Annotated in this window: 11 protein-coding genes and 1 pseudogene; 6 read left to right on the top strand and 6 right to left on the bottom strand. The window is 60.2% G+C overall.

From position 1 onward, the window contains the following. Positions 1–4: 4 nt before the first annotated feature. The 3 genes and pseudogenes from AD669_RS17175 to mnmH form a co-directional block, all read left to right on the top strand. Positions 5–187 (top strand): annotated as a pseudogene (locus tag AD669_RS17175) (hypothetical protein); the annotation flags it as partial. A gap of 288 nt (positions 188–475) precedes the next feature. After that, positions 476–1,510 (top strand): selenide, water dikinase SelD, encoded by a 1,035-nt coding sequence (selD, locus tag AD669_RS17170; RefSeq protein WP_053121887.1) that lies wholly within the window; start codon positions 476–478, stop codon positions 1,508–1,510. Next, positions 1,510–2,613 (top strand): tRNA 2-selenouridine(34) synthase MnmH, encoded by a 1,104-nt coding sequence (gene mnmH / locus AD669_RS17165; RefSeq protein WP_053121885.1) that lies wholly within the window; start codon positions 1,510–1,512, stop codon positions 2,611–2,613. Before selD ends, mnmH begins: the two co-directional genes overlap by 1 nt. Positions 2,614–2,723: 110 nt before the next feature. On the opposite strand, the gene AD669_RS17160 is transcribed toward mnmH, so the two are convergent. Further along, positions 2,724–3,398, bottom strand: coding sequence for a hypothetical protein (locus AD669_RS17160; RefSeq protein ID WP_053121884.1), 675 nt, complete (start codon positions 3,396–3,398; stop codon positions 2,724–2,726). Positions 3,399–3,738: 340 nt separating this feature from the next. Between AD669_RS17160 and AD669_RS17155 the strand changes: the two genes are divergently transcribed. Further along, the gene (locus AD669_RS17155) at positions 3,739–4,437 is read left to right on the top strand and encodes a glutathione S-transferase family protein (protein WP_053121882.1); all 699 of its coding nucleotides are present in this window, start codon (positions 3,739–3,741) and stop codon (positions 4,435–4,437) included. Between the two features lie 225 nt (positions 4,438–4,662). Then, positions 4,663–5,637 (top strand): porphobilinogen synthase, encoded by a 975-nt coding sequence (hemB, locus tag AD669_RS17150; protein WP_053121880.1) that lies wholly within the window; start codon positions 4,663–4,665, stop codon positions 5,635–5,637. A 99-nt stretch (positions 5,638–5,736) separates the two neighbouring features. Here hemB and AD669_RS17145 read toward each other — a convergent pair whose 3' ends face one another. Continuing rightward, on the bottom strand, positions 5,737–7,272 hold the full coding sequence (locus tag AD669_RS17145; RefSeq protein ID WP_053121878.1) for an FAD-dependent monooxygenase: 1,536 nt from the start codon (positions 7,270–7,272) through the stop codon (positions 5,737–5,739). A 211-nt stretch (positions 7,273–7,483) separates the two neighbouring features. Continuing rightward, positions 7,484–9,688, bottom strand: coding sequence for a TonB-dependent siderophore receptor (locus tag AD669_RS17140; RefSeq protein WP_053121876.1), 2,205 nt, complete (start codon positions 9,686–9,688; stop codon positions 7,484–7,486). A 271-nt stretch (positions 9,689–9,959) separates the two neighbouring features. Between AD669_RS17140 and AD669_RS17135 the strand changes: the two genes are divergently transcribed. Continuing rightward, positions 9,960–11,051 (top strand): DUF1615 domain-containing protein, encoded by a 1,092-nt coding sequence (locus tag AD669_RS17135; RefSeq protein WP_053121874.1) that lies wholly within the window; start codon positions 9,960–9,962, stop codon positions 11,049–11,051. 70 nt (positions 11,052–11,121) lie between these two features. Here AD669_RS17135 and AD669_RS17130 read toward each other — a convergent pair whose 3' ends face one another. The 3 genes from AD669_RS17130 to AD669_RS17120 form a co-directional block, all read right to left on the bottom strand. After that, on the bottom strand, positions 11,122–11,562 hold the full coding sequence (locus AD669_RS17130) for a hypothetical protein (protein WP_053121872.1): 441 nt from the start codon (positions 11,560–11,562) through the stop codon (positions 11,122–11,124). A 213-nt stretch (positions 11,563–11,775) separates the two neighbouring features. Continuing rightward, complete coding sequence (locus tag AD669_RS17125; RefSeq protein ID WP_053121870.1) at positions 11,776–12,468, bottom strand: anti-sigma factor domain-containing protein; 693 nt, start codon at positions 12,466–12,468, stop codon at positions 11,776–11,778. Beyond that, on the bottom strand, positions 12,465–13,001 hold the full coding sequence (locus AD669_RS17120) for a sigma-70 family RNA polymerase sigma factor (RefSeq protein WP_053121868.1): 537 nt from the start codon (positions 12,999–13,001) through the stop codon (positions 12,465–12,467). Before AD669_RS17120 ends, AD669_RS17125 begins: the two co-directional genes overlap by 4 nt. Positions 13,002–13,132: the final 131 nt, after the last annotated feature.

The following is a 13,132-nucleotide window of genomic DNA, read 5'->3' as shown; positions in this document are numbered from 1 at the left end:
GCCGGCCTTGAGCGATATCAAGCCTGATGCCGAGCTGACCTTCATCGATGGCAGCGCCTCGTTCAGCACCCATGGCGTCGACTTCCAGATCAGCCCGACCGGCAAACTGGGCACTGGTTATTCGGGGCAATTGTCGAATGACAACAATGATCATGCGATGACGGTGAGCTTCAGTCTGGGTTTCTGATTAGGGTTGAAGCACCTGTTTAACCGCCCGCAAGGGCGGTTTTTATTGGTCTGCTACAAGGGTCAGGTCGTACCCCTGTGGCGAGGGGATTTATCCCCGTTGGGTTGCGAAGCAGCCCCAAAACCATTCAACTCGGTGTGTCAGAAAAATTTGGTGTCTGGATTTGGGCCTGCTGCGCAGGCCAGCGGGGATAAATCCCCTCGCCACAGGGGCCCTCACAGACACCGCAAAAATCCACGGCCCCGCGCTCTGCTAGAATCCGCCCCATTCACTGCCAGAGATTCCCACATGAGCGAGCCGATTCGTCTGACCCAATACAGCCACGGTGCCGGTTGCGGCTGCAAGATTTCCCCGCAGGTGCTGGAGGTGATTCTCGCCGGCAGCGGTACGCAGAACCTTGATCCGAAACTGTGGGTCGGCAATGCCTCGCGCGATGACGCGGCGGTGTACGAGATCGATGCCGAGCGCGGTGTGGTCTCGACCACCGACTTTTTCATGCCGATCGTCGACGACCCGTTCGATTTCGGCCGCATTGCCGCGACCAACGCGATCAGCGACATCTACGCGATGGGCGGCGATCCGTTGATGGCGATTGCGATCCTCGGCTGGCCGGTCAATGTGCTGGCGCCGGAAGTGGCGCGCGAAGTGATTCGTGGCGGCCGCTCGGTGTGCGACGCGGCGGGGATTCCGTTGGCGGGCGGGCATTCGATCGATGCGCCAGAGCCGATCTTCGGCCTCGCCGTCACCGGTCTGGTGGAAAAACGCCACATGAAGCGCAACGACACCGCCACCGCCGGTTGCCTGTTGTACCTGACCAAACCGCTGGGCATCGGCATCCTTACCACCGCCGAGAAGAAGGGCAAATTGCGCGCTGCTGATGTCGGCGTGGCCCGTGACTGGATGTGCACCTTGAACAAACCCGGCAGCCGCTTCGGCAAACTCGCCGGCGTTACGGCGATGACCGACGTCACCGGTTTCGGCCTGCTCGGCCACCTGGTTGAAATGGCTGACGGCAGTCAACTGACCGCGCGCATCGCCTACGATAAAGTGCCGCGTCTGGACAGCGTCGAGTACTACCTCGATCAGGGCTGCGTACCCGGTGGCACATTGCGCAATTTCGACAGCTATTCAAGCAAGGTTGGCCGCGTGCAGGAGCTGCACAAACGCGTGCTGTGCGATCCGCAAACCAGCGGCGGTCTGCTGATTGCCGTGACGCCTGAAGGCAATGACGAGTTCCTCGCCGTCGCCGCCGAACTGGGTCTGAACCTGGCGCCGATCGGCGAACTGGTTGAGCGACAGACGAACGCAGTCGAGGTGATTTGATGCTCCGCGACTGCACCGACTACCACGATATTTTCCTCAACGACCGGCCGCTGATGGATGCCCGCGCGCCGGTCGAGTTTCACAAAGGCGCGTTTCCCGGCGTGATCAACCTGCCGCTGATGAACGACCTCGAACGGCAGAAGATCGGCACCTGCTACAAGCAATACGGCCAGCAGGCGGCCATCGAGTTGGGCCATCAATTGGTGTCCGGAGCGGTGAAGGCCGAGCGCATCCAGGCCTGGGCCGATTTCGCCCGAGCCCATCCTGAAGGATTTATTTATTGTTTTCGCGGTGGCCTGCGTTCGCAGATCACTCAGCAGTGGCTGCGTGATGAGGCGGGCATCGACTATCCGCGCGTCGGCGGTGGTTACAAGGCGATGCGCAACTTCCTCATCGACACCACTGAGCACGCTATCGCGCAGTGCGATTTCGTCTTGCTGGGCGGCATGACCGGCACCGGTAAAACCGAAGTGTTGCTGCAGTTGCGCAATGGTCTCGATCTGGAGGGCCACGCCAATCATCGCGGTTCGAGTTTCGGCAAACGCGCCACCGGGCAGCCATCGAACATCGATTTTGAAAACCGTCTGGCCATCGACATCCTCAAGAAGCGTGCTGCCGGGATCGAGCAGTTCGTGCTCGAGGATGAGAGCCGGGTGGTCGGCAGTTGTGCTTTGCCGCTGCCGCTGTATCAGGGTATGCAGCAGTACCCGATGGTCTGGCTGGAAGACAGTTTCGAAGATCGCGTCGAGCGGATCCTGCGCGATTACGTGGTGGATCTGTCGGCGGAGTTTGTGGCGCTGCACGGGGAGGAGGGTTTTACCTTGTTCTCGGAGCGGCTGCTGGAAAGCCTGAACAATGTGCAGAAGCGTCTCGGTGGCGAGCGGCATCGGCGCTTGCTGGTGTTGATGGAGGAGGCGCTGATCGAGCAGGGGCGTAGCGGGTCGGTGGATCTGCATCGCGGCTGGATCGAGGGGATGCTGCGCGAGTATTACGACCCGATGTATGTGTTTCAGCGCGAGAAGAAGGGCGGGCGGATTGAGTTTGCCGGGGAGAGCGGGGCGGTGATTGAGTATTTGCGGGGGCGGGTGAGTCAGAAGGATTGATGTTGAATTGACTGGCCTCATCGCGAGCAGGCTCACTCCTACAGGGGGGACGCATTTCAACTGTAGGAGTGAGCCTGCTCGCGATGGGGCCGGGTCAGACAACAAATGACTCAGGTCGGACATGTTTCCTTGCCATGATCCAGCCCCTGCTTGTAGCTGTGGCTCTGCAAACTGGCCTTGCCGTTGTGCCAGGTCAACGTCAGTACATACAACGAATCGAAATCGTCGCCCGACCAGTCATCGGTGATGCTTTGCTTACCGCCCACCGCATTGCCCGCGACTTTATTGATCAGTTCCGGCAAATAACCGTGTGACCAAGCCGTGTAGATCGTCGAGTTGTGATACTTGTCGGCCGTCAGTTCGCGGGCCAGATCGCTGGTGTCATTGGCGGAGAACTCGATGTTCACCGGCAGACCGAGTTTGATCGCCGCCGGGCTGATGGTCATCAGCGGGCGAATGTAGCTGTAGGAGTTATCCAGCTCGCCTTCCTCGACATTGCGCGTCGGATTGGCGGCGAATACGTAATCAGCCTTGCCGAATTTTTCCGGGAGCAGGGTCGACAGATCGATGGCGCGGTTCAGGCCCTGGCAATTAAGCTGGCCGAGACCACCCTCGGGTTTTTCCGCGTGGCGCAGGAACACCAGGGTCTGCGTACCGTCCGCCGGTTGCGCGCGACTTTCACTGGATTCAAGCGACAGGAACAGCGCACTGACCGCCATCAACGACGGCAGGATCATGTACGCGCGATGTTTGAAATGTTTGGCGAAACGCATAAGGTTCGTCATCAAATAAAAGGTTCTTCAGCATGTCGGGTTAAGGCTGACAAACCTTTACACCGGGCTTCCAGCGCCGGGTGTGTTCCCTGTCGTAGTGCGCTTCCATTGCGAAAGGCTTAGCTCAGAGTCCTCTGAACCCGATTTGGTTCGATTTTCTCGAGTGCGCAGCACTCTAACGGCAACCACGAATGGCTAGGTGGAAGGTTAACGACAGAATGTTACGGTTCATGCAGAAGCTGCCGCAGGCTGCGATCTTTAGATCCTGTTTGAAGGCTCAAGATCAAAAGATCGCAGCCTGCGGCAGCTCCTACATTATGATCAGGCTTTCATTTGTGACTGGATGCTTCCCATGACCGATCTGTCCGCGTTCCCGATTACCCAGAAATGGCCGGCGCAGTACCCTGACTGGATTCAGCTCTATTCCCTGCCGACCCCCAACGGCGTAAAAGTCTCGATCATGCTCGAAGAGATCGGCCTGCCTTACGAGCCGCACCGCGTGGGCTTCGACACGCAGGATCAAATGTCCCCCGAGTTCCTGTCGCTGAGCCCGAACAACAAGATTCCGGCGATTCTCGACCCTCACGGCCCGCAAGGCGAGCCACTGCCATTGTTCGAATCCGGCGCGATCCTGATCTATCTCGCCGACAAGAGTGGCCAGCTGTTGGCTCAGGAAGGCGCGTTGCGCTACGAGACCATTCAGTGGCTGATGTTCCAGATGGGTGGTATCGGGCCGATGTTCGGTCAGCTGGGTTTCTTCAACAAATTCGCCGGCAAGGATTACGAGGACAAGCGTCCGCGCGATCGTTACGTCGAGGAAAGCAAGCGTCTGCTTAACGTGCTCAACGGCCGGCTCGAAGGCCGCGACTGGATCATGGGCGAGCGCTACACCATCGCTGATATCGCCACGTTCCCGTGGGTGCGTAACTTGATCGGGTTTTATGAAGCCGGAGATTTGGTGGGCATTGAGAACTTCCCGAACGTCACGCGCGTGCTGGAGAAATTCCTCGCCCGCCCGGCCGTCGTCCGCGGCCTGACCATCCCCTCCTGACACCCCTATCCCCTGTAGGAGCTGCCGAAGGCTGCGATCTTTTGATCTTGTTAACAATCAACATCAAAAGATCGCAGCCTTCGGCAGCTCCTACAGGATCCGGGATTATTGCGTACCCGGTAACGCTCTCTTGATTGATCCAGGTTTGTACCTCCCCCCCCACAAGGCATAAGCTTCGCCCCCTACGACTTTCGTCTCATCTGCCGTTTTTTCAGGAAAGGCCCCATGTCCAGTCAGTTCCCCGAAGCACGTCCCCGCCGTCTGCGCCGCAATGCGAGCCTGCGCAGCCTGTTCCAGGAAACCGAATTCAGCCTGAACGACCTGGTGCTGCCGATCTTCGTCGAAGAAGAAATCGACGACTTCGTGCCGATCAAAAGCATGCCCGGCGTGATGCGCATTCCCGAGCGCAAACTGGCCAGCGAGATCGAGCGCTATGCGCGCGCGGGCATCAAATCGGTGATGACCTTTGGTGTGTCGCATCATCTGGACGGCAACGGCAGCGACACCTGGCGCGAAGACGGTCTGGTTTCGCGCATGTCGCGCATCGCCAAAGACGCTGTGCCGGACATGATCGTGATGTCCGACACTTGCTTCTGCGAATACACCGATCACGGCCACTGCGGCGTGATGCACAACCATGAAGTCGACAACGACCAGACCCTGATCAACCTCGGCAAGCAAGCCGTTGCCGCGGCCAGCGCTGGCGCTGATGTGATCGCGCCATCGGCAGCGATGGACGGTCAGGTGCGGGCGATTCGTCAAGCGCTGGACGCGGCCGGTTTCACCCAGATTCCGATCATGGCCTATTCGACCAAATTCGCTTCGGCGCTGTACGGCCCGTTCCGCGAGGCCGGTGGCAGCGCGCTGAAGGGCGACCGCAAAAGCTATCAGATGAACCCGATGAACCGCCGCGAAGCACTGCGTGAGTCGTTGCTCGATGAGCAGGAAGGTGCCGACGCACTGATGGTCAAACCGGCCGGTGCGTACCTGGACATCATCCGCGACATCCGCGAAGCCTCGAACCTGCCGTTGTCGGCGTATCAGGTCAGCGGCGAGTACGCGATGATCAAGTTCGGCGCGCAGGCGGGTGCGATTGATGAGGATCGTGTGGTGCGCGAAAGCCTGGGCGCGATCAAGCGTGCGGGTGCGGATCTGATCTTTACCTACTTCGCGATGGACCTGGCCCTGGCCGGAATTTAACTACGATCTCTGTAGGAGCAAGGCTTGCCCGCGAAGGCGTTGTGTCAGTCAACATCGCCTTCGCGGGCAAGCCTTGCTCCTACAAGAGTTGAGTGAGCGTCAGGAGCAATTGAAGAACGGGCGGATGCCGTGATCGCGGAAGTAGCGCTCAATCACTTTCGGATCCGCGCTGTTATCGGCAATCGCCACATAGGTATCCGGGCGCAGCAGGTAAAAGCCGTTGCGCCCCAGTCCCGCCGTTTCAAACGCCGGGCGCCAGTCGAACACATGCAGCGGCAGATGATGTTGATTGCACCAGGCGATCATCTCGTCGCTGGTGTCGCCGTACACGTGCACCTGCCAGCACGGCTGGCGCAACGGTTCGTAATTATCCCCCTCACCATCATGCGCCCACGGCAAGCGGTCACCGCCGTGCACATGGCCGGCCACGCCTTGGCTCAGCGGCATGCCGCGATAGTTGAGAGTGACTTGTGAAACCGTGCGAAAGAGGAATTCGCGACTGGCCTCGAATGAGGCCATTTTCGGGATCACAAATGGTGCCAGCCGCGTGCGCAGCAGGTCGGCGAGACGTCCCTCGGCTGTGACGAAGCTGAAAACTTTATCGGTCGTCGACACCAGTTTGCGGGCGAAGGCGATGCGTTCGGTTTCGTAAGTGTCGAGCAACTCCTGCGTGGCCGCGCCGCTGAGTACGGCCGCCAGCTTCCACGCCAGATTGATCGCATCGCCGATGCCGGTGTTCATGCCTTGCCCGCCAGCCGGGCTGTGCACGTGCGCGGCATCGCCGAGCAAAAACGCCCGACCACCGCGAAAGTGCTCGGCGACGCGGTGATGCACGCGATACGTGGAGAACCAGTGGACGTCTTCAACATGGACGTTCAGGTGTTCGATGGCGCGGCTGCTGACGTCGGAAAACTCCAGCGTCTCCGCGCGCTGCGCCCGCTCATCACGTACGGTGCCGATCAACCGCGCGCGGCCTTCGCCGGCCAGTGGGAAGACCGCGAGAAAATCTGCCTCGTCGAGATCGATGTGCAACTCGCCATTCATCGCCGGGCCGCTGGCCTGCACATCCGCGACGTAGAAAATCTGCTGATAGGTGCCGCCGGGGAAACCGGCGTCGAGGGCTTTGCGCACCACCGAACGGGCGCCATCGCAGCCGGCCAGATAACAGGCCTGGCAGATCTCCTGCTCGCCATCGGGCAGGCGCAAATGCGCGGTAAGGCCGTCGCCATTCTCGGTGAAACTCTCCAGCGTGGTGTTGCGCTCGACGGTGACGCCGTAGTCTTCGAGGCGTTCGATCAGCAGTTTTTCGTGTTGATCCTGCGGGAAGATTTCGACGAACGCATAGGGCGTCAGGCCTTCGCCGATACGGTTCAGCGGCAGCTTCGCGACCGGTTTGCCACTGACCCAGAAATTCGCCGCCGCGACCCGATGGCCGTTGCGCACGATGGTGTCGGAGAGATCCAGTTGCCGGTACAACTCAAGTGTTCGCGCCTGCACCGCCAGTGCCCGTGAAGTGGTACCGGGGGCGGAGGTCTTGTCGATGATGCGCACGCGTACGCCGAGTTTGCTCAGCCACAGGGCCAGCACCAGACCGGTGGGGCCAGCGCCGGTGATCAATACGTCGCTGCGGTGCATGGGTCTTACCTCCGTTTGCTGTGGAACAAGTATGGCTCAGCTGTAAAAGGTAGCCAGTTCCGGCCCCTTCGCGAGCAGGCTCGCTCCCACAGGGGAACGCATTTCAATGTGGGAGCGAGCCTGCTCGCGAAGAGGCCAAATCAATCGCCATAGAAACAAAAAAAGCCCCGCAACCATGAAGCTGCGGGGCCTTTTTACGAGGGGCTGACGCTTAGAAATCAATCGTCCCCGACAACTTCGCCACCCGCGGTTCACCCTGCGTCAGGTAACCACCCTGAGCCGATTCCCAGTACTTCTTGTTCGCCAGGTTCTCCACGCCCAGACGCAACGTCACGTCCTTCTCCGACACCTTGAACGCATACCGCGCACCCGCATCGAAACGGTTCCACGTCGGCAGGCTCAGGTTGTTCGCCGCATCCGCATACTGCCCACCGGTACGCAGCATCCGCGCATTCAGCGCAACACCTTGCAGACCCGGCACATCCCAATCCGCGCCAGCGTTGAACTGGAACGTCGGCACGCCAATCGCCCGGTTGCCGTCGTTGGCGCCGTTCTGGGTGTTTTTCAGTTCGGTGTCCATCAAGGTCAGGCCGCTGATCAAACGCAGACCGCTGATCGGCTCGCCGAAGACGTTCATTTCCACGCCTTTGTTGACCTGCTCGCCCTCACGCACGTAGGTGCAAGTGGTCGCACTGTCGATCTCGCAGTAACCGTCGCTCGGTTGCTCGATACGGTAAACACCCAGGCTCGCGCCGTAGGTGCCCATGTCGACTTTCACCCCGGCCTCGGTCTGCTTGGAACGCGCCGGTGCGTAAACCTCGTTGCCGTTGGTCACGCGGAAGCCGCCGCTGCTGGTTGGCGACGTCGGGCCCTGCGCCAGACCTTCGATGTGGTTGGCGTAGAACGACACGTGATCCCACGGTTTGAACACGATGCCGTAAACCGGCGTGGTGATCGATTCGTCGTAGCTCGAAGAGCGCGGGCCGCTGCCGTAGCTGGCGTAACTGTAACCCTGCACGACCAATTGCTGACGACGCAGGCCAGCGGTGATCAGCAGGCGATCATCGAAGAAACCGAGGGTGTCGGACAGCGCGATACTGCGGTTGAAGGTCTTGCCGGTGATGCCCGGATCGCTGTTGTCGCCACCAGAGAAGTTGCCGACCGGCGATGGTGTTTGCACCGGGTGATAGATGTTGTTGGCGTATTTGGTCAGGTCGAAATCGTAGGCGCTGCGTTGTTCAGTCCAGATGCCGGTCAGGCCGAAATTGAGTTTGTGGCTGACCGCGCCAGTGTCGAATTTGCCGTTGAGGCCGGCCATGACGCTGGTGTTGTCTTCGTCGTGGGGGATGAACGAACCGGTGGTGAACGAAGCACCGTTGTTGCCAACCAGCGTGGTCGAGTTGTAGCGGCCGACTTCGCGGGTGTGCTTGGCGCCGCCGGCAGCGTAGGCAGTCCAGTTATCGTTCAGATCGTATTCGGCGCGGAGCATGCCGAAAGTGTCTTCGATGTCGGTGTAGCCCCACTTCGGCGCGTAGTTGGTATCAGCCGATGGCGCGTCCGGAATGTGCGTGGCAGTGCCGAGGTTGACCGAGTTGCGACCACCGTTGACGCGTTCTTTCTGATAGGCGAAATCGCCGGACAGGCGGAGGGCATCGCCGCGATAATCGAGGCCGATGGCGAACAGTTTCGAGCGCTGGTTTTCGTGATCAATGCCGGTATCGCCTTCACGCTGCGACAGGTTGATCCGCGCGCCGAAGCGGTTGTCTTCACCGAAACGCTGGCCGATGTCGAAGTGCTGGCCGACGCGACCTTCGCTGTTGATGTCGGTGGTGAAGCGACGCAGCGGCTCGTCGCCGGCGCGTTTTGGTTGCAGGTTTACGCCACCGCCGATGCCAGAACCGGTCGGGGTCACGCCGTTGATAAAGGCGTTCGGGCCTTTGAACACTTCCACACGTTCCAGGGCGTCGGTGGAAATGATCTGCCGTGGCAGCACGCCGTAGAGGCCGTTATAGGAAATGTCGTCGCCATTCAGCGGCAGGCCACGAATCATGAACACCTGCGACTGGTTGGAAAAACCCGACGCCTGACGTACCGACGAATCGTTGAGCAGCACGTCGGCGACGTCTTCGGCTTGCTGATCCTGAATCAGTTGTTCGGTGTAGGACGCAGCGCTGAACGGCACGTCCATCATGTCCTGATTACCCAACACGCCGAGCTGACCGCCACGCGCGACCTGACCACCGCTGTAAACCGGGGGCAGGGCGTTTGGCGTTGGGGCTTGGGCATTGATGTTGACGTTGTCGAGTACCAGCTCTTTATTGTCAGCTTCGGCGGCGTGAGCGGTAACGGTCAGGGAGCACAGCAGGGCGAGAAGCGTCGGGCGGAACGGGACGGCGAGTCGGGCTGGAGCGGGCATTGTTGTACCTGGAGGCGCACGGCCGGTGAGAAAAGTTAGGGCGGCGCGGGAACTCCTTGCGCAAATGCGACTCCAGGTGCAAATGATAGGTTTTCTCAGTAACGTTTTGCAATCAGTTTGTCAGTACTCCCCATAACACCCGTAGGAGCTGCCGAAGGCTGCGATCTTTTGATCTGGTTTTTTAAAATCAAAGTCAAAAGATCGCAGCCTGCGGCAGCTCCTACACGGATTGTGTATGGTGATCGCGGCTCAACGGACTGGAAGGAGCGCCATGCACACCCCTCGATTACTGATCACCCTCGCCGCCATGCTCGTGCTGGCCGGTTGCGCCAGTCAGCGCAGCGACGAACCTGCACCGCGTGCGCCGAATGAAGTGAAGGCCGAAATTGTTCGGCTGATGCCCGCTAAAATCGCCGATCGCCAAGGCTGGGCCACCGATATCTATGCCGCTTTCGCCGCGCAGAACATCAGCCCGACCACGCAGAATCTCTGTTCAGTGCTGGCTGTGGCCGAGCAGGAATCAACCTTTCAGGCCGACCCCACCGTACCCGGTCTGGGCAAAATCGCCCGCGACGAAATCGATCGTCGCGCCGGCAAAGTGCACATCCCCAGCCTGCTGGTCAGTGGCGCGTTGCAGGTGAATTCAACCAATGGCAAGACCTACAGCGAACGCCTCAACGCCGCGCGCAGCGAGAAGGAGTTGAGCGCAATCTTCGACGACTTCATCGGCAGGGTACCCATGGGCCGCACGTTGTTTGGCGGCTTTAACCCGGTGCACACCGGCGGGCCGATGCAGGTCAGCATCGAATTTGCCGAGCAACACGCCAAGGATTATCCGTACCCGGTAGACGGCACGATTCGCCGCGAGGTGTTCAGCCGTCGCGGCGGCATGTATTTCGGCATCGCGCATTTGCTCGGTTACCCGGTGAGTTACCGCGAGCCGCTGTATCGCTTCGCCGATTTCAATGCCGGTTGGTACGCGAGTCGCAATGCCGCGTTTCAAAATGCGGTGAGCCGCGCTTCGGGCATTCCGCTGGCGCTGGACGGCGACCTGATTCGTTACGACTCGATCATGCCCGGCAGCACAGAACTGGCGGTGCGCACCCTCGGCAAATCGCTGGGTATGCGTAACCCAACCATTCGCGATCAACTGGAGAAGGGCAAAACACTGGAGTTCGAAGAGACCAAACTCTATCAACGGGTGTTTGAACTGGCGGAAAAAGCCGAAGGCAAAACCCTGCCGCGTGCGGTGTTGCCGGGGATCGTCCTGCAAAGCCCGAAAATCACCCGCAAACTCACCACCGCATGGTTCGCCAAACGCGTGGATGAGCGCTACAAGCGCTGCATGGCCAAGGCCAACTAAATCAAGCGGACATAAAAAACCCGGCTGCGGGAGCCGGGTTTCTCTGGGTTGTTGCGATGACGCGAGTCATTCAGACCGCGCGGCGTTCAAGCAGACGATCAGAACCACCTTCAGCGACAGTGTTGCCCTGCAGTCGATCCGAACCATCAGCGGCGACAGTGTTGCCTTGCAAACGATCCGAACCATCAGCGGCGACGGTGTTGCCTTGCAGACGATCCGAGCCATCAGCAGCGACGGTGTTGCCTTGCAGGCGATCCGAACCATCAGCGGCGACGGTGTTGCCTTTCAGACGATCCGAACCATCAGCGGCGACAGTGTTGCCTTGCAGACGATCCGAACCATCAGCGGCGATGGTGTTGCCTTGCAGGCGATCAGAGCCATCTGCCGCAACAGCGTTCTGGTACAGACGATCCGAGCCGTCGGCGGCGATCATCGTGTGGGCCGGGGTAGCGGCGAAAGCGTTAACGGCGAAGACCGAGAAAGCGATGCTGAGAAGAGTTTGGCGTTTCATGATGGTGTGCTCCGGGGTGTTGTTGGTTGGTATGGAGCTGATGTTACGCCGCGGATTTTTTATGAGAACTTCATTGACGTGATGGTGAACATCGACAGCAATGATGGTTGAAACACACCCGTGTAGGAGCTGCCGAAGGCTGCGATCTTTTGATCTTGATTTGAAAAGGCAAAAGCAAAAGATCGCAGCCTTCGGCAGCTCCTACCGGGGATTTCAGAGGACTTTTACTGCGCGGCCAATCGCCTGAATCGGCCCGGTCGGTTTGCCGATCGGCGAGCCATTGGCGCCTTCCAGCGTCAACTCGAACAACTGATTCGGCTGCAGCGGCGGCAGTTTATCCAGCGGTACCCGCAACGCCTCGCCCGGTTTGACCAAACCCAGCGACACCGGGCCTTGCCAGCCATCAGCCTTGGTCCAGAACTCCAGCGCCTTGTCCGCCGGCACTTCGACCACGCCCAGCGGAATCAACTGTATCTCCCGCGAGTCGCTCGCCTGAATCACCCAGCCCGGCGCTTTGTCCTGCGGCGCCACCAGCACCACCAGATAACTCGGCTTCGGCGTGGTCTGGGTCAACAGCATCGCGCCCAGCACCAATGTCGCCGCCAACCCGGCAGCGCTCAACCCACGCCACAATGGCAACAGATTCCACCAGGACGATGCCGGCGCTGTCTGCGTCAGCCGATCCACACTGCGTTCGATCCGCCGCCACAACTGCGCCGAGGGTTGCTGCGGCTCAGCAAGATCCGTCAGCTCCAGCAAACGCCGCTCCCAGGCGTCCACGGCGGCGCGCAAATCGGCGTCATGCTGCAGACGCTGTTGCACCTCGATGCGCTGCTCGCCCGACAGGGTGCCGAGCACATATTCGCCGGCCAGTTCATCGCGATCCTGCGCCGATTCAGTGGTCATCCCATGCACTCCCGCAGCGCAGTGAGGCTGCGTTTGATCCAGGCTTTGACGGTGCCCAGCGGCGTGTCGAGGCGCGCGGCAATCTGCGCGTGGCTGTAACCGTCGACGTAGGCGTGAAGGATGCAGTGGCGGCGCTGCGGCTCCAGTTGTTCGAGGCAACGGTGAATGCGCGCCGAATGCGCGTGGGCGTCAAACGCATCCTCGTCGTGCGCAGGCATTTCATGCGCTTCGTTGAACGGCGTTTCCCGCGCCTGATTGCGCAACTGATTCAACGCCAGATGGCGGGTCACGCTGAACATCCAGCCGCGCGCCGAACCGCGCGCCGGATCAAAACCCGCCGCACCGTTCCAGATTTTGATAAAGGCTTCATGGACGATGTCCTCCGCCAGCGCCGTGTCACGCACCAGCCGCTTGGCCACACCGAGCAGACGCGGGCCTTCCTGCACATACAAATCGCGCAGGGCCGCACGCTCGCCCCGGGCACAGGCGGCGAGGCGGGCTTGGTAATCGAACTCGGATTCGGCTAAAGGCATGTCGTGCAATCTAGCTCACATTCCCCAAAACAACACAGAACCTTGTAGGAGCCGAGCTTGCTCGCGAAGGCGGTATGTCAGTTGACCCGTGCGTCACAGACCTACCGCTTTCGCGAGCAAGCTCGGCTCCT

This window comes from Pseudomonas sp. P1.31 (genome assembly GCF_001269815.1).
Classification (GTDB): Bacteria; Pseudomonadota; Gammaproteobacteria; order Pseudomonadales; family Pseudomonadaceae; genus Aquipseudomonas; species Aquipseudomonas rustica.
This window is presented reverse-complemented; position numbering and strand designations above follow the sequence as displayed.

Bases quoted from the DNA above. Each gene is read 5' to 3' on its own strand.
- selD (WP_053121887.1), top strand. From the start codon at position 476: ATGAGCGAGCCGATTCGTCTGACCCAATACAGCCACGGTGCCGGTTGC.
- mnmH (WP_053121885.1), top strand. From the start codon at position 1,510: ATGCTCCGCGACTGCACCGACTACCACGATATTTTCCTCAACGACCGG.
- AD669_RS17160 (WP_053121884.1), bottom strand. From the start codon at position 3,398: ATGACGAACCTTATGCGTTTCGCCAAACATTTCAAACATCGCGCGTAC.
- AD669_RS17155 (WP_053121882.1), top strand. From the start codon at position 3,739: ATGACCGATCTGTCCGCGTTCCCGATTACCCAGAAATGGCCGGCGCAG.
- hemB (WP_053121880.1), top strand. From the start codon at position 4,663: ATGTCCAGTCAGTTCCCCGAAGCACGTCCCCGCCGTCTGCGCCGCAAT.
- AD669_RS17145 (WP_053121878.1), bottom strand. From the start codon at position 7,272: ATGCACCGCAGCGACGTATTGATCACCGGCGCTGGCCCCACCGGTCTG.
- AD669_RS17140 (WP_053121876.1), bottom strand. From the start codon at position 9,688: ATGCCCGCTCCAGCCCGACTCGCCGTCCCGTTCCGCCCGACGCTTCTC.
- AD669_RS17135 (WP_053121874.1), top strand. From the start codon at position 9,960: ATGCACACCCCTCGATTACTGATCACCCTCGCCGCCATGCTCGTGCTG.
- AD669_RS17130 (WP_053121872.1), bottom strand. From the start codon at position 11,562: ATGAAACGCCAAACTCTTCTCAGCATCGCTTTCTCGGTCTTCGCCGTT.
- AD669_RS17125 (WP_053121870.1), bottom strand. From the start codon at position 12,468: ATGACCACTGAATCGGCGCAGGATCGCGATGAACTGGCCGGCGAATAT.
- AD669_RS17120 (WP_053121868.1), bottom strand. From the start codon at position 13,001: ATGCCTTTAGCCGAATCCGAGTTCGATTACCAAGCCCGCCTCGCCGCC.